General features: G+C 49.5%; 18 protein-coding genes. All 18 read left to right on the forward strand.

From position 1 onward, the window contains the following. Window positions 1-2 precede the first annotated feature (2 nt). Window positions 3-2,015 (forward strand): ATPase, T2SS/T4P/T4SS family, encoded by a 2,013-nt coding sequence (locus tag JDF658_RS14800; RefSeq protein WP_278308111.1) that lies wholly within the window; start codon window positions 3-5, stop codon window positions 2,013-2,015. Window positions 2,016-2,030: 15 nt separating this feature from the next. After that, a complete protein-coding gene (locus JDF658_RS08300) occupies window positions 2,031-2,990 on the forward strand; it encodes a type II secretion system F family protein (RefSeq protein WP_079907171.1) in 960 nt (319 codons plus the stop codon). Window positions 2,991-3,002: 12 nt separating this feature from the next. Next, entirely contained in the window at window positions 3,003-3,938 is a 936-nt protein-coding gene (locus tag JDF658_RS08305) for a type II secretion system F family protein (RefSeq protein ID WP_079907173.1), read from the forward strand. 16 nt (window positions 3,939-3,954) lie between these two features. Beyond that, window positions 3,955-4,308 carry a DUF192 domain-containing protein gene (locus JDF658_RS08310; protein ID WP_079907174.1) on the forward strand — a complete coding sequence of 118 codons (354 nt, stop codon included), beginning with the start codon at window positions 3,955-3,957 and terminating at the stop codon, window positions 4,306-4,308. Between the two features lie 75 nt (window positions 4,309-4,383). Further along, complete coding sequence (locus JDF658_RS08315) at window positions 4,384-6,102, forward strand: diguanylate cyclase (protein ID WP_159446592.1); 1,719 nt, start codon at window positions 4,384-4,386, stop codon at window positions 6,100-6,102. Between the two features lies 1 nt (window position 6,103). Continuing rightward, window positions 6,104-6,862, forward strand: a complete 759-nt coding sequence (gene codY / locus JDF658_RS08320; RefSeq protein WP_078666088.1) for a GTP-sensing pleiotropic transcriptional regulator CodY — start codon at window positions 6,104-6,106, stop codon at window positions 6,860-6,862. Window positions 6,863-6,865: 3 nt separating this feature from the next. Then, window positions 6,866-7,987, forward strand: a complete 1,122-nt coding sequence (locus tag JDF658_RS08325) for a GGDEF domain-containing protein (RefSeq protein WP_078666087.1) — start codon at window positions 6,866-6,868, stop codon at window positions 7,985-7,987. Window positions 7,988-8,052: 65 nt separating this feature from the next. Continuing rightward, entirely contained in the window at window positions 8,053-9,357 is a 1,305-nt protein-coding gene (locus tag JDF658_RS08330) for a DEAD/DEAH box helicase (RefSeq protein WP_078666086.1), read from the forward strand. Then, window positions 9,350-10,096, forward strand: a complete 747-nt coding sequence (locus tag JDF658_RS08335; RefSeq protein WP_078666085.1) for a ComF family protein — start codon at window positions 9,350-9,352, stop codon at window positions 10,094-10,096. Before JDF658_RS08330 ends, JDF658_RS08335 begins: the two co-directional genes overlap by 8 nt. Then, window positions 10,071-10,445, forward strand: a complete 375-nt coding sequence (locus JDF658_RS08340) for a hypothetical protein (protein WP_078666084.1) — start codon at window positions 10,071-10,073, stop codon at window positions 10,443-10,445. The genes JDF658_RS08335 and JDF658_RS08340 overlap by 26 nt, the downstream gene beginning before the upstream one ends. Window positions 10,446-10,564: 119 nt before the next feature. Continuing rightward, the gene (flgM, locus tag JDF658_RS08345; protein WP_079907177.1) at window positions 10,565-10,864 is read left to right on the forward strand and encodes a flagellar biosynthesis anti-sigma factor FlgM; all 300 of its coding nucleotides are present in this window, start codon (window positions 10,565-10,567) and stop codon (window positions 10,862-10,864) included. Window positions 10,865-10,880: 16 nt separating this feature from the next. Further along, entirely contained in the window at window positions 10,881-11,387 is a 507-nt protein-coding gene (locus JDF658_RS08350; RefSeq protein ID WP_078666082.1) for a flagellar protein FlgN, read from the forward strand. A 4-nt stretch (window positions 11,388-11,391) separates the two neighbouring features. Then, window positions 11,392-13,299, forward strand: coding sequence for a flagellar hook-associated protein FlgK (flgK, locus tag JDF658_RS08355; protein WP_159446593.1), 1,908 nt, complete (start codon window positions 11,392-11,394; stop codon window positions 13,297-13,299). Between the two features lie 13 nt (window positions 13,300-13,312). Then, window positions 13,313-14,188: a flagellar hook-associated protein FlgL gene (gene flgL / locus JDF658_RS08360; RefSeq protein ID WP_078666080.1), complete on the forward strand. Its 876-nt coding sequence runs from the start codon at window positions 13,313-13,315 to the stop codon at window positions 14,186-14,188. A 49-nt stretch (window positions 14,189-14,237) separates the two neighbouring features. Further along, window positions 14,238-14,798, forward strand: coding sequence for a DUF6470 family protein (locus tag JDF658_RS08365; RefSeq protein WP_078665878.1), 561 nt, complete (start codon window positions 14,238-14,240; stop codon window positions 14,796-14,798). Window positions 14,799-14,809: 11 nt separating this feature from the next. Then, a complete protein-coding gene (fliW, locus tag JDF658_RS08370) occupies window positions 14,810-15,283 on the forward strand; it encodes a flagellar assembly protein FliW (RefSeq protein WP_079907181.1) in 474 nt (157 codons plus the stop codon). Continuing rightward, a complete protein-coding gene (gene csrA, locus JDF658_RS08375; protein WP_078665876.1) occupies window positions 15,255-15,479 on the forward strand; it encodes a carbon storage regulator CsrA in 225 nt (74 codons plus the stop codon). Before fliW ends, csrA begins: the two co-directional genes overlap by 29 nt. 200 nt (window positions 15,480-15,679) lie before the next feature. Continuing rightward, entirely contained in the window at window positions 15,680-16,504 is an 825-nt protein-coding gene (gene hag / locus JDF658_RS08380; protein WP_079907183.1) for a flagellin Hag, read from the forward strand. Window positions 16,505-16,574: the final 70 nt, after the last annotated feature.

The following is a 16,574-nucleotide window of genomic DNA, read 5'->3' on the forward strand; positions in this document are numbered from 1 at the left end:
GTATGCTTGGTAGAACACCGGTACTCTGGAGTGATGGCTGGAATTCTATCGGGAAAAAAGTGGACGAGGCCATGCTGAAACAGCCTCCATATACTGATGGAGATGGCTGGGAATATGTTGATACAAATTTAAAAGTCTTGTCTTTTGACTGGACAAAGGGTGAATATAAATTAGCGGAAAATGTTAGATTATGGCGTCATCGGGCACCAGATCAGATTTACAAGATCAAAACGGCAACTGGAAGAGAAATTGAGGTTACTCCAGAACATCCATTTTTCACTCTGGTTAATGGAAACATAACGGAGATAAAAGCAAGTGATTTATCTACAGGACTGATGATAGCTGTGCCGTCTTATCTTCCTATTCATCCTGAAAAAGTAAATATTTTAGATCAATTAATGGAATCTAATGGACTATATGTAAAGGATGATTTTGCAGATATTAAACCCATTTTAGCCCATGAAGAACTAAAAAAATTAGCTAGAAAACTAAATAAAAACTATTCTACTGTCCGGGAATGGTTTAAGGAAAATAATATTCCGATTAAATTTTGGTGGTTAATTAGAAAACATTTTAATAAAACGGAAGAGATAAATAGGGTTATTGTTAAAGCAAAAACTAGTAATGAAACAATTAATATTTCGCTTGATAAGTTTAATACAGATATATTCTGGCTACTTGGGTTACTTCTTGCTGATGGTCATCTAGGAAAAAAGTATCTTGAAATTCATGGAAATAATGTGGATTTACTGGAACAGGCACAAAGGATTGTTAAGGAAAATTTTGAAGTCTATGGGCAACTGGAATTTCCCAGAAACAGAACGCCGAGAATTAGATTTTATTCAAGTGCCCTGGTTGAAATTTTTGAGGGTTTGGGAGTGCCAAGAGGCAAAAAAGCAGATAAAATTAAGCCTCTACCATGGTGGTATAAGCTTGATAATGATAGTTTATCCGGTTTTATTAGTGGGCTTTGGGACGGCGACGGATATATAGGGAAAAATGCTCTGGAATATAGCAGTAAAAGTCCTGAATTAATAGAATTTATTAGACAGGCACTGCTTCATTATGGAATAATTTCTATCTACCGACGTAAAAGGGAACATCATTATGCAATTATAAGCGGTTTAGATAATATAAAAAGATTTTATGAATGTTTTTCTTTAAAAAACCGAAAAAAATTACAACACTTAACATTTTTGGCCCAAAGTCCAATTGTTTCAAATCAAAAAATAGGGCAGATTGCAAGTTATCCGGTTTTCTGGGACAAAATTATTGAAGTTGAATTAATTAAAAATACTGAGCCTTATGTTTATGATATTACAGTAAGTGATTTGCACAATTTTATAGCTGGTACGGGTGGGGGGTTTATTACCCATAATACCACTACCCTGAATGTCCTCTCCTCCTTTATCCCCAATGATGAGCGGATTATAACTATTGAAGACGCAGCTGAGCTGCAACTAAGGCAGGAGCATGTAGTTACCCTGGAAACCCGCCCCCCCAATATCGAAGGTAAGGGAGCTATTACCATGCGCGATCTGGTCCGTAACTCCCTGCGGATGCGTCCGGACCGGATTGTGGTGGGGGAGGTGCGCAGCGGTGAGGCCCTGGATATGCTGCAGGCCATGAATACCGGCCATGATGGCTCCCTGACCACAGGCCATGCCAACTCTCCCCGGGACATGCTGGCCCGGCTGGAGACCATGGTCTTGATGGCAGGGATGGAATTGCCAGTACGGGCGATCCGGGAACAAATTGCCTCAGCTATTGATGTTATTGTTCAGCAAAGCCGGCTCAGGGATGGCAGCCGCAAAATCACTCACATTACGGAAGTAGTGGGTATGGAAGGGGATACCATTGTGCTGCAGGATATTTTTGTCTATGAGCAAATGGGTGTAGATGATAAAGGCAAGATTATCGGGCGGCATCGGGCCACCGGCATCAGGCCCAAGTTTATGAGTAAACTGGAGGCAGCGGGTATCCATTTGCCTGAGGATATCTTTATCAATCGTTAGCAGGAGGTGAGGGCTATGGCAAGTTTGATTTTATTACTGACTTTTATCAGTGTGACTGCCTTTGTATGGGCCCTTTTCCTCTTGCTGACCAGAGAGCAGCGGGCACTGGCGGAAAGGCTGACCGTTTATACCAGTAAGTCTATATACGGGCGACGGGAGAAAAAAGAACGGCCGACTCTGAGCTGGAAGGAATTTATTAACCAGGGAGCCAAATTGTTTGCAGCCCGGGAGATAGCAAAGAAATGGGAAGCGGAGATGATCAAGGCCAATATTCCCCTGCGGGGAGAAGAATTTGTCTTTATTAATCTGTTAACTACGGTAGGTGGGGGGCTGGTGGGCTGGTTGCTGGCCAGAAATATCAGCGGAGGCATTATCCTGCTTATGCTTGGTTTTTTGCTGCCCCGCCTGCTGGTCAATTCTCGCAAAGCCAAACGCGTGCACATGTTTGATAACCAGTTAGGGGATGCGCTGCTGGTTATGTCCAATTCCCTGCGGGCCGGGTTTTCCTTTTTACAGGCGATGGATATGGTCAGCCGCGAAATGCCGGCCCCCATTTCCGAAGAATTTGCCCGGGCTTTGCGGGAGATGTCCCTGGGTACCACTACCGAGGAGGCGCTGGAGAAGATGACCCAGCGTATTGAGTCTGAGGACCTGGATCTGGTAGTTACTGCTGTTTTGATTCAACGGCAAGTAGGGGGTAACCTTTCGGAGGTGCTGGAAAGCATAGCCAACACCATTCGTGAACGGGTGCGGATCAAGGGCGAAATCAAGACCCTGACGGCCCAGGGACGAATTTCCGGGATGATTATTTCCCTGTTGCCGGTGGCTGTGGGAGGTTTTATTTTCCTCATCAACCCGGAATACATGATGCCTCTTTTTACCAGTCCTTTAGGTTGGAGCCTGATTATAGGCGGGCTGGTTTCCCAGAGTATTGGCATGTTGATTATCAAAAAAATCATTAATATTAAAGTGTAAGGGGGGTTGGGCATGGAGTTATTGATTTCTCTATTAAGTGGTCTTTCCTTTACCCTCCTGAGTTATGTTTTTCTTTTTCACCTTTACAGGGATAAGATTACCGTTCAGTCCCGTTTACAACAGGTGGGTTCCCTGTTGAGCTGGCGAAAAAAGTACCTGGATGAGAAGTTATCCCAGCCCTTTTTTGAGCGGGTGATTCGCCCTCTGTTAAACCTGGTGGCGGAAAAGCTGCCCAAAGGGACAAGAGCTGCTGATAGCAAGCAAAAGCTGGATTTGCAGAAAAAATTGTTGATGGCAGGGAATCCCTGGGATTTGACAGCAGGGGAATACCTGGCCCTGCAGTATGCCATGATGATTGGGCTGGCTCTGGTTTGCTTTTTCCTGGCCCTGCCCTCGGGGGCAAGCCCGCTGGTGCTGGTGCTGGCTCTGTTGCTTGGCGCAATCCTGGGTTATTTGTTACCCAACTATTACCTGGGGGTACTGGCTACCCGGCGCCAGGAAGAAATTCAGGATACCCTGCCGGATATTCTGGATTTGTTGACCGTTAGTGTAGAAGCGGGTTTGGGGTTTGATGCCGCTCTGGTTAAAGTGGTGGAGAAAAGCAAAGGGGTACTGGCAGAGGAGTTTTCCCGTTTGCTGCAGGAAATTAAGATGGGCAAGCCGCGGCGAGATGCCCTCCGGGATCTGGGGTTGCGGTCAGGAAACGAGGACTTGCAAACACTGGTAGGGGCTATTATCCAGGCTGACCAGCTGGGGGTTTCCATCGGTAATGTCCTGCGTTTGCAGTCAGCGGAAATGCGGGGGAAACGCAAGCAAAGGGCGGAGGAAAAAGCAATGAAGGCCCCGGTAAAAATGCTAATTCCGATGGTTCTCTTTATTTTTCCTACCCTTTTCGTAGTATTGCTGGGTCCGGCAATAATGCAGATGATGAAGACCATGGGCAACTGACAAGCGGGGTGACTTTATGGAACTGATCAATGTGACCAATCAAACCCAGATTGCCAGCCGGGTGCAAATAGCTGATACCTTCTGGAGGCGATTAGTTGGCCTTCTGGATCGCGAGAAGATGGCACCCGGGGAGGCCCTGGTTATCAGGCCCTGTCAGGGTGTGCATACCTGTTTCATGCGGTTTCCTATTGATGTAGTTTTTCTGGATGATACCAATCGGATTGTGCATTTGATTACGGGCATGCCGCCCTGGCGCTTTAGCCCGGTGGTCAGGGAAGCAAGAGCGGTGGTGGAGTTGCCGGCAGGAACCATTGAACAGCTGGGCTTGAGAAAAGGACATGTGTTGCGCTTACTCGGAAGGATTATCTAAAATTATCTACAATTTAGCAGGAATTTTATGGCTATATGTCGAATGAAGTTAGAGCGAATTAAGGGAGGTGGCCGGATGAAGCGGCATACGAGCCCCTGGTTTGCCGTGTACGGCCTGATGGTGATTTTGCTGGGAGCAGCAGCTCTGGGGCTGATGCTACCGGGGCTGAAAGCTGATGACTGGCAGTCCTATGTTATTCTGCTGGCCATGGGCATGTTTCTGGAGTGGTTTGTGATTTCTACACCAAATGGGGACTTTTCCCTGAGTTTTGTGCTGGTGTTTGTGACATTTATCCTCTTTGGCACTCCCGCTACAGTTTGGATTTCAGCTCTGGCTACGGTTTTCGCCCGGGGGATTGTCAATCACGGCCATTCCATGAAAACGGTTTTGTTTAATGGCGCTCAATATGCCCTTTCGGCTTTACTGGCCGGGATTGTCTATGAACAGGCAGGCGGCCAGATAGCGCCTCAGGCGGACAAGTTGATGGCCTCCAACTGGTTACCGCTGGCAGCGTATGTTGTAACCTATTTTGTAACCAACCATCTGCTGGTCAATATCTATGCGGCCAGAGAACAGGCTCGGGCCCTTTATCCCTACTGGCGGGATGTATTCAAACTGGAGCTGTTTACCTGTGCTCTTTCCATCTGCCTGGGGGCACTAACAGTATTGCTCTATCGGGTAATCGGCAGTGCTGGCGTTTTTTTGCTGTTAGGGCTGATTATTCTGGTCAATGCCCTGTTGAAAACTTATTTTGAACTGGGACTGGCTCACCGTGAGTTAAAGGCATTGCATGAAATTGCCTTACAGGCTTCGCTGACTCTGAAAACCGGGGAGCTATTGCATAAAATTTTACATCAGGCACTGAAGGTGGTAAAATATCATACAGCAATCATTTATCTCTGGCGGGAGGAGCTGGAACAACTGGTTCCCCAGGTAGTGATCAGCAATAATCCCAATTACAAAGCCTGGTTGGAAAATACCACCGTTGAAGCCGGGGATGGCCTAATTGGCCAGGTTGTGCGTACCCGGCAAACGGTAATTGTTTATGATTGCAAACGGGATAAGCTGATCCGGCGCATGCCGGGGATCTACCAGATTATGCGCTCTCTCCTGATTTTACCCATGGTAGCTGATGATAAACTGGTAGGTGTGATGGTACTGGGTAAGAGAGAGCCCTTTGGCTTTAAAGAAAACCAGAAACAATTGCTGACCATCATGGCAGGGCAGGCAGCCCTGGCCACGGAGAGGGCCCTGCTTTATGAAAAAATCGAAAATATGGCCATAACCGATGGCTTAACCTGCATATATAATCACCGTTATTTTTATGCCCGGCTGGAGGAAGAATTTCAACGGGCCAAGCGCTATCATCATCCTTTTTCCCTGTTGCTGCTGGATGTGGATCATTTCAAGAAATTCAATGATACTTACGGGCATCAGGCCGGAGACAAGGTGTTGCAGCGGGTAGCAAAAGTACTGACCCGGGAAACCAGAAGGTCGGATGTGGTAGCGCGATATGGGGGCGAAGAATTTGCTGTGCTCCTGCCCAACACAGAACTGGCCAATGCCGTGCGGCTGGCCAACCGGATTCGACTGGCAATTAAGGGAGAACCGGTGGAGATCGGCAGCAACCGCCCGCTGGTGAGTGTCACTGTCAGTATTGGGGTAGCACAGGCGCCCGTTCATGGCCACGAACCAGGGGAGCTGATTGAAGCTGCTGACCGGGCCCTCTATCATGCCAAAGGGGCAGGGAGAAATAGGGTTAGTACTGCTGAGGAAGCAGAGGAGGTAGATTAAAGTGGGAAGTCTGTTACAAAAGACCAGAGCGATGAATCGTCTCATCCAAAAAACAGCAGGTCAGCCGGTGGATTTCTGGGAGATGGCTCGCGTGCTAGCCCGGTTGACGGAAACGCGATTCTGGATTATTGGCCGGCGCGGTAAGCTGCTGGGGTGGTCAGATGCTACCGGGAGTGGGGTAAACCCTCTGGAAGCATATATTGAAGCTGATGGCCATCTGCAGGATGCCTTAAATGAACAATTCCTCAATTATAACCGGACCGAAATAACCGCTGGTGGCCAGGAAGGCTGGGTTAGAGCAATTGTCCCGGTTTTCGGTGGTGGTGACCGACTGGGGACCCTGATCTGTGAAAAGGAAGGTCAGGAATTCACTGATGATGATCTGATCCTGGCTGAATATGCTGCAACTATTACCGGAATTGAAATCATGCGCCTGAAAAATGAGCGTCTGGAAAAAGACACCAGAGATCGGGTGGCTATTCAGACAGCTATGGAAGTTTTGTCCTATTCGGAAATTGAGGCATTACGCTTTATTTTCCGTGATCTGGCCGGGGAAGAAGGGTTTGTGGTAGCCAGCAAACTGGCGGAAAAATACCATTTAACCCGTTCCGTGATCGTCAATGCCCTGCGCAAGCTGGAAAGCGCCCGGGTTATTGATTCCCGCTCCCTGGGTATGAAAGGTACATACATCAAGGTATTAAACCCCTACCTGCTGGATTATTTGCGTTTACATGACCCCATGGAAGCCGAGGAGGAGTAATCAATGCAGAGAAAGGTTGAGCGCAACCTGTGGATTATTACCGGGGTGACCAGTTTTCCTTTCGTTATTCTAGCTCTGGCCAACCCGGATAAGGTGGTATTTCCCCACTTATATATACTGATGGCAGTCGCCGGTATTTTCAACGGCTTATTTGTGCCATTCTTCTTAATGCGGGGGGAAGGTAACTGGTTGCGCTACACTCTGGCCATTGGGGGTAATTTGCTGATTTCATATTTCTGGATTAATTTTACCGGTGGGGTGGAAAGCATCTTTTATCCTGCCTTTTACCTGTTGCCGATTGTAGCAGCTACTTTGTATGCCGACTTCCTTGGCGCGATGGCAACAGCACTGGTAGCCGGTGGCTTATCTATTTATGCCAAAGGCCAGGCAACAGGCTGGAAGGTGACTATGTGGCAGGATACGCGGATGCTGGCCCAGATTGTGCTCTTTTTCCTGGTTGCCGCCATTGTTGGTTATCTTTTGAAAGTACAAAGGGAACAATTCCGCCGTAACCAGAAGATGAATGAGGAACTGGAAATCGCCTATAGTCAGCTGATGGCTTCCCACGACCAGTTACAGAGTTACACTAATATTATTGAGAAAATGAACCGGGAAATGGAGCAACTGGCCATTACCGACGAGCTGACCGGTTTATATAACTATCGTTATTTCCAGATGACACTGGATAAGGAATTGAAACGCAACCGTCATTCTTCTTTAACCTTGATTATGCTGGATATAGATGATTTCAAAACCTATAATGACCGCTACGGGCACATGATGGGTGATAAGATGCTGGCCGAGGTGGCCCGGACCATTAAAAGCCTGGTCCGGGAAATAGACACCGTAGTGCGCTATGGCGGGGAGGAATTTGCCGTTCTCCTGCCAGCCACCAGAAGTGAAGAAGGTTTCCAGGTGGCGGAAAAGCTGCGCCAGGCTATCGCGGCTTTAAGGGTGCCGACAGCAGATGGGTTGCAGACCAGTATCACCGTCAGTGCCGGGATTTCCTGTTTCCCGGTCGATAGCTTGAACAAGTCGGAATTGATCAGTCATGCTGACCTGGCCCTTTATCGGGCTAAAGAAGATGGACGAAATTTAAGCCGTATTTATGAGAAATTACAGTAAGAGCAAGGCCGGACGCTGTCCCTGCCGGGAGCAGCGGCGGCCTGCTTTTGTAAAGGGGTAGGGGGATGAAGGGAGAAATCCAGCCGGCGGGACGATTGTTAACAACCCAGGAGCTGAAGAAAATCGGTTTAACACCCCAGCAGGCCCAGGCTTTAGGAGCGGTAAGACTGAAGGGGGAAGATGAGCAGGGCCGATGTCAGCGTTGCGGAGCAGTGTTAACTGATCCTGCTTCCTGCCCTCTTTGTCGGGCAAGCCATGGCTGGTGTGAGGCCTGTGCAAATATGGGATTAATTACTTCCTGCACGGACCTGTGGTTGTTTCCCGCCGGGGAGCTAACCCCACCACAACCTGCTTTCAAGGTAAAGCTGGATTTTACCCTGACTCCGTTTCAGAAGCGGGCAGCGGCGGGAATCCTGGACTGGTTGCGGTTTTCTCCGGAAAAACAGGCCCTGTTATGGGCCGCCTGCGGGGCGGGGAAAACGGAAGTAATATTCCCCGCCCTGGCCCTGACTTTGAACCGTGGTCAGCGGGCCTTACTGGCAGTACCGCGGCGGGAAATTGTGGTGGACCTGCAGGAACGGATTAAAAAGGCCTTTCCGGCAGTTGATCTCACCTTTCATTATGGGGGACAACCGGAACTGGCCAGAACGGGGGCTCTGGTGGTTGCTACCACCCATCAGGTGTTGCGCTTTCGCCATTGCTTTGCCCTGGTGATAGTCGATGAAGTAGATGCCTTTCCCTACCGTCAGGATGAACGGCTGGCGCTAGGAGTAGAGCGTTCTTTGTCGCCCGGTGGCAAAATGCTGACCATGACAGCTACTCCCGACCTTAAAGACGTGGAGAGAAGGCGGCAGGCGCGCACCCTCTTTTATTTACCCCTGCGCCATCACGGGCAGCCGCTGCCGGAACCGGAAGTACGCCCTGATAGCCGGGAGGAATTGCTGCTCTGCCTGAAGCAGGCGGGGCCCTGGCTGGTGTTCGTGGCTTCGGTTCGCGAGGCCCGGGAGTTAAGCAACTGGTTAAAGGAACAGGGAATTGCCGCCAGTGGGGTATGGGCGGCGGACCCGGCGCGGGAGGAGAAAATAGCCGCCCTGAAGACAGGGCAATTGCAGGCTCTGGTAACTACCACCTTGCTGGAAAGGGGAATAACCATTCCCGGCGTAAATGTAATAGTCTGGCGAGCTGACCGGGAAAGGATTTTTGAACGGGCAGCCTTGATTCAGATCAGTGGCCGGGTGGGCCGTACTGCCGACCGCCCCGGCGGTCGGGTAATCTGGCTGGCAGCACAGCAAACGGGGGCAATGCGGGAGGCCCTGGAGAGTATTAGATACTTGAACCGAATAGGCAGGGAAGGTGAAGGAAATGGGTAGACTTTTACGTCCTGTTATTAAAGAAATAGGCCGCTGGCTGTTTCCCGAGGAATTACCCTGCCCTTTTTGCGGCACAGTAGGGATGAAATGGCATCCCTGTCCTACCTGTCGCCGCCAGTATAAACTGATGCGGCAACAACAGCACTGCCCCCGCTGCGGCCGCCTGGGCTATCAGGGATTGTGTCCGGCTTGCCAGAGCAAAGGCTATTTTCAGGTCGCCAGAGGTACTGGCCCTTATGGGGGGATATGGCAAAAAGTCCTCTATGAGTTCAAGTACCAGGGCCGTCGCTCTCTGGGCTGGCATATGGCCCACTGGCTGGCAGAAACGGTACTGGCGGAGCCTGGCTTTAAAGGCAGCCAGCTGGTAGTACCGGTACCTGTGGGACCGCAAAAAATCCTGGAGCGCAAGTTTAACCAGAGTGCTGTTCTGGCGGAGCATCTGGCCTGGTTTTTGCATTTACCGGTAGAGGAGGTTCTAGTGAGGACCAGGGATACCAGACCGCAGAGTAAACTGGGGCGGGTAGCCCGTTTATATAACCTGAGAGATGCTTTTAGTCTCATCAACCCTGATGTGGTAAGGGAGAGAAAGATAATCCTGGTGGATGATGTCTTAACCACGGGAGCGACAGCAGAGGAATGCAGTCGTATTTTACTTGCTGCAGGCGCCAGGGAGGTCAATGTCATCACCTGGGCTACTGGCCAGGGGGAGGTGGATGAAAATGGAACTAAAAAACTGTGAAGAGTGTGGCAAACTGTTTATGTCCGCCGGGGCTTTGCGTTGCCCGGAATGTTTGGACAGAGAGGAAGCAATTTTTTCCCGCATCCGGGATTATGTTTGGGAACATCCCGGAGTAACCGTGGATGATGTAGTTAGAGAACTGGGGGTAAAACCGGAAAAAGTGCTGGCTTATTTACGGGAAGGCCGTCTGGCCATCAAAGGCCTAACCTGTCAGAGATGCGGGGCGCCTATCAACATGGGGCGAATATGCCAGCGTTGTGCGAAAGAACTGGAACAGAATGTGAACAGGACAATCAAGGGACATAAAGCCAAAATGCACACTGCCAGCATGAGAAGAGAGAAAAAATAAGAAAACGAGAGGAAGAAAGAAATATTTTAATTTTATGGCCAGGAATGCAAATTAAGGTCTTGGCTTTTTTCTTCGATTAATTGACAGGACAATTTTTGCATTTAAGGTCGGTGAAGGATATGATAATCTCCAACCAGCAAATTCAATATATTTTAAAAGCCTATGGTCAAAAACCTGTTAATAAGGGAACAGTTAAAACTGGCGGAACGGCAGCCGGGGAGGGGCGGGACCAGGCCCAGCTTTCTCCGGAGGCGAAAGCGCTGCAAGCTGCCCTGGCGGCAGTAAAAGAGGCACCGGAGGTCAGGGAGGAAAAAGTGGCGGAATTGAGGGAAGCCGTTCGTTCCGGTACTTATAACGTGTCAGCGCAAGAGATTGCCGATAAAATGCTGGGACGGTTACTGGTAGACGAGTTGGTCTAGGAAAGGTGGTGGCCCCATGGCAACAGCAGCCGGGGTTCTGCAGGAATTGACACAGGTGCTGGCCGGGCAGAGGGATGTCTACGGCCGGCTTTTGTCATTGGCCAGAGAAAAACAGGAAGCGCTGGTGAGAGGGGATTTGCCGGTTATTGAGCAAATCGTGGCTCAGGAAGAACAGCTAGTGGTTCAGGTTGGAAAATTGGAGGAAGCCCGCAATCAACTGGTGGAAGCGCTGGCAACTGAACTGGGGCTGGAAGACCGGCAGCTTACTATTTCCAAACTGCTGGAACTGGGGGCTGGGGATACTTCCCGCCTGCAGGGGATTGCAGCGGAGCTGACCCATGTCCTGGAGGACCTGGGCAAAGTGAATGAACAAAACAAACAACTGTTGCAACAGTCCTTGAAGTACCTGGACTTTACCGTTAACCTGCTGGCCGGGCAGGAGGATTTGCCGGTCTATCATGGCAAAGAGGGAAATAACCCGGGAGAGCGGCCCCCGGCGCGATTATTTGACAAGAAGGTGTGAGGAGATGCGGAGCACATTTTTTGGACTGGAGATAGCCCGTTCAGCCATCCAGGCCCAGCAGCGGGCCCTGGATGTAACCGGTCATAATATTGCCAATGCCAATTCCCCCGGCTATACCCGCCAGGAAGCGGTACTGGGGGCGAAAGCGCCCTATACGGTACCGGGGATGAATCGCCCCACTTCACCGGGTCAGGTAGGAACCGGGGTAGCAGTAGAGGAGATCCGGCGTTTGCGGGATGGCTTTATTGATGCCCAGATCCGCACAGAGAATAAAAACCTGGGCTACTGGGAAGCTAAACGGGATGCGTTGCAAAAAATCGAGGTCATACTGAATGAACCTTCTGATGCCAGTTTGCGCAATGTTCTGGATCAATTCTGGCAAGCCTGGCAGGAGCTGTCCAAAAATCCGGAGAGCCTGGCGGTGCGTTCTGTTGTCCGCCAGCGGGGGATAGCGGTGGCGGAAACCTTTAACCATCTGGACCAGCTCTACCGGGAGCTGCAGTCTGACCTGAATGATAATATCAAGGTCAAGGTACAGGATATCAACTCCATCGCCCAGCAGATTGCGGAAATTAACCTTCAAATCTTGCCAATTGAGGCTCAGGGAGACCGGGCCAATGACCTGCGGGACAAGCGGGATCTGCTGCTGGACAAACTGGCCAAAATCGCTGATATTCGCATCAGTGAAAATAAACTGGGTCAGGTAAATGTATCTATTGGCGGACGGGAGATCGTAACCGGCAGTCAGGTTTCCTTGCTGCAGGCAGTAGCCAATCCGGCCAATAATGGTTTTGTGGATGTGGTCTGGGCTGATGACCGGCAACCGGTCAGATTCAGTGCCGGGGAAATTCAGGGCTTGCTGGAGGCCCGGGGTTATTCCGATCCATCCACAGGTGAGTTCAAGGGGATTATTCCCGAGTTGCGGAAAGAACTGGATATGATGGCTAAAACCATTGTGGAAGAGACCAATAAGCTGCACCGGGGCGGTTATGACCTGACCGGAAATCAGAATAACAACTTCTTCAAACCCTATGTGGAAGGGGTGTATCCTCCCAGTGGAATTTCCTTGGCCCAGGCTATGCAGGTGGATGATGCCATTCTGGGCAGCCTCAATGCCATTGCGGCCGGCAACACTCCGGAAGCGGGGGATGGCGAAAATGCTCTGGAGATTGCTCAATTGAAACATAAACAGCTAATGGATTTGACCAAAGGTCAAAGCGGGCTGCTCAGCACCTGGCAGACAGAAAAGCCCTACGCCACCCGAGCCGATGGGCTCACATCAGTCGCCTATTCCGGCACAACTAATATCCTGGGCGGACTGTTTAATTTAGCGGATTTCCAGCCCAATGCAGCCCTGGTCTTTAAACAGGGTGACAAATCCTTTATTATCAGTATCACCGACGGCGCCGGGGCAGACGCCCTGACTCCGGCTGGAATAGTGACAGTCAATGATTTGCTGGCCAAAATCAACAGTGAGGCTCTGGCTCAAGGAATGGATCTGACAGCTTCTCTGGAGGAAAAACCCCCTGCCTCTGGCCAGTATGTACTGGAAGTAAAGGCAGGAAGCAAGGGGCTGGATAAACAAATCACCATTGAGGAGCGCAATTTCCAGGGGGCTGCTACCTTTGGCTGGGCCAATGCCAATGTAACTGGCACTGTGGATGATTTCTATCGCTCCCAGCTGGGAAAAATAGGGGTAGACAGCCAGGAAGCCAGCCGTATGGTGGAAAACCAGCAATTGCTGGTGGATCAGCTGGAAAACCGGCGCCAGTCCCTGGCCGGAGTGTCCATCGATGAAGAGATGACCAATCTGATCCGTTTCCAGCATGGCTATAATGCGGCTGCCCGGCTGGTAACGGTAATCGATGAGATGCTGGATAAAATCATCAATGGCATGGGGGTAACCCGATAGGAGGTGAAGGGTTGTGCGCGTAACTAACCAGATGATGATCAATACCTTCCGTAGAAATCTCAGCAGCAGTATGCGGGAAATGGACCGCCTGCAGGAACAACTGTCCAGTGGCCGCCAGATCAACCGCCCTTCTGATGATCCGGTAGGTTTAACCTATGCCCTGCGGCTGCGGACTAATCTGACGGAAAATGACCAGTATCAGAGGAATGTTTCTGACGGCCTGACCTGGCTGGAAAATACAGATAGCGCCTTGAATGAGGCCGGCCAGGCTTTACAGCGGGCCCGTGAGCTCGCCGTCTATGGGGCCAATGGAACCCATAGCCAGGAGTCCCTGGATGCCATTGCCAGGGAGGTGGCTCAGATCCGCCAGCACCTCGAGGCGGTGGCCAATACGGAGGTAGCCGGCCGCTATCTCTTCGCCGGCACCAAAACTACTACTAAGCCCTATGACAATGGGACCTGGCAGGGCAATACAGCGGTGATGAAATATGAAATCGGTCCGGGAGTTACGGTGCCGGTGAATGTTAGCGGGGCCGAGGTGTTTGGAGATAATACCGACAGTGTGTTTAAGGCGCTATCAGATTTGGAAAGCAAACTGCTGGCAGGGGACACGGCCGGAGTGTCGGCCCAGATTGGGGTTATTGACCAGTGGCTGAACAAAAATCAGTCGATTCGGGCTGAAGTAGGAGCGCGGACCAATCGTTTTCAACTAGCCCAAAGCCGACTGGAAGATGGTTATATAAACTTCAGCACGCTTTTAACCAAGACTGAGGATATAGACACTGCCAAAGTAATAACTGAGCTTAAAATGCAGGAAGAAGTTTATCGGTCAGCTCTGGCGGCCGGGGCCAGGATTATTCAGCCTACATTAGTGGACTTTTTGCGCTAATTTTAAGGCCAGTGGTTAACACTGGCTTTTTTTAAAGGAGTGGTGAGCCATGCAATTCCGCATAACTCATGTATGGCCACGAATTGAAATAAATGCCATTCCGGCACAGCAACGGCTGGAACAGATACCGGCTAGGATTGAGATTACAACTCAACCTACCAAAACGGAAATGGTAGGGGAGCCTTTTCGGGTGGAAATCAATCAATATCCCTGTTTTGCTGAAACTGGATTGAAGAATGTGTTTGATCTTACGCGAGATGAGGCGGAGCGGGCTAAACAGCTGGTATTAGAGGGCATTGGAAGGCGGGCAGAAGAAGGAGATGAACTGGCCGCTATTGAACATAAGGGTAATCCCCTGGCCGAGCAGGCTGAGGCTGTTGCTAATCCACCGCCGGCAGAGTTCAACATTGCCTTCATTCCTCAGTCACGACCGGAAATCACTGTTAGTGGAGGTAAAAAGCTTTTGATCGAACCGGGAAAGGTGGAAATTAGTTTTCGGCCGGGACAGGTAATCCATGATTATCAACCGGGCAAAGTGGAAATCTACCTGGCCCAGAAACCAGAGTTGCAAATAGAATTTATCGGTAGCGTTGTAGACATACGCAAATAGGGGGAATTGGGATGGAAATTACCACCAAAGCTTTTGGCGTCATTAAAATAAATGAGGAAGATATTCTTAATTTTATTGGCCCTATTCTGGGTTTTGAAGATATCAAACAATATGTGGTGTTGCATGACCAGAACAACCCTGGTCCTTTCTTCTGGCTGCAGGCGGTAAACAGTCCGGAACCGGCCTTTGTGGTAGTAGAACCTGGCACAATTTTAGCAGACTATCATCCTGTTTTCCCGCCGGAAGAACTGGAATTACTGGAAATTGAGGAACCGGCGGATTTGCGGGTTTTATTGATTGTCCGGATTCCGGAAAATATTAAAGAAATCAGTGTGAATTTAAAGGCGCCTGTACTAATAAATGCGCGCAAAGGGCTGGCCAAACAGGTTGTGCTGGAAGACAAACGCTATTCAGTGCGCCACTATTTGCTGCCAGCCGCTCAAGGGGGTGAAACCCGTGTTGGTACTGAGTCGGAAAGCAGGTGAGTCCCTGGTTCTGGGGGAAGGGATTGAAGTAAAAGTGGTGGAAATCAAGGGGGATAGAGTGAAACTGGCCATCTCTGCTCCCAGAGAAATTGGGGTCTGGCGGAAGGAGGTTTATGAAGCGATCGTAGTTACCAACCGGGAAGCTCAGGGGGTAAATTTAGAAAGTTTGGCGGAGATGCAAAAAATCTTAAAATAAGTTGTCAATCAGAGTAATCAGGAGATATTTTTTTATAAACAATCTAGAATGCATATATTTTATGAAATACGATGTAAATAAAAATTATCATCTTACGATAATATTATTGAGCAAATCACCCACCGTCATAGCGGCCGGATGACGGCGGGAAAAATTTCGGCATGGATGCCGAAAAATAATTTCAAGGAGGATGAAAATTTATGAGAATTAATCACAATATCTCTTCTCTGAACACCTATCGGCAATTGACCACTAATACTGCCGCAGCTTCCAATTCTATTGCCAAACTTTCTTCCGGTCTGCGCATCAACAAAGCCGGGGATGATGCTGCCGGTCTTTCCATCTCTGAAAAAATGCGGGGTCAAATTCGGGGTCTGCAACAGGCTTCCCGGAACGCCCAGGATGGTATCTCCCTGATCCAGACTGCTGAAGGTGCTTTGAATGAAACCCATTCTATCCTGCAGCGGATGCGGGAACTGGCTGTACAGGGCGCCAATGACACTAACGTTACTGCAGACCGCAGTGCCATCAAGGATGAATTGTTGCAATTGAAACAGGAAATTGATCGTATTGCAGCTAATACTGAATTTAACACCCAAAAACTGCTCCAGAAGAATGACTCTTATATCTTCCAGGTTGGTGCCAACTCTTCCCAGAACATCAAACTGGTTATTAATGCGATGAATGCATCGGCGTTGGATACAAATTTAACTTCGGCTAAAATCAATGGTTTGTCTACTTACGGTAACTTTTCTTCCTTTATAACAATTGTTAATAATGCCATTACCAAAGTATCAACCGAGCGTTCTAAATTAGGTGCCTACCAGAACCGTTTGGAACACACCATCAACAACCTGGATACCAGTGCTGAGAACCTGACAGCTGCTGAATCCCGGATCCGTGATGTAGATATGGCCAAGGAAATGATGGAATTCACCAAGAACAACATCCTGACTCAGGCTGCTCAGGCAATGCTGGCGCAGGCCAACCAGCAGCCGCAAGGGGTTCTGCAGTTACTCCGGTAATAAGTTTATGATTGATACTAAAATAGGCAGCCTTTACAGGTTGCCTATTTTAGTATTAGTTTTAAGGAGA

Source organism: Carboxydocella sp. JDF658, assembly GCF_002049395.1.
GTDB lineage: Bacteria > Bacillota.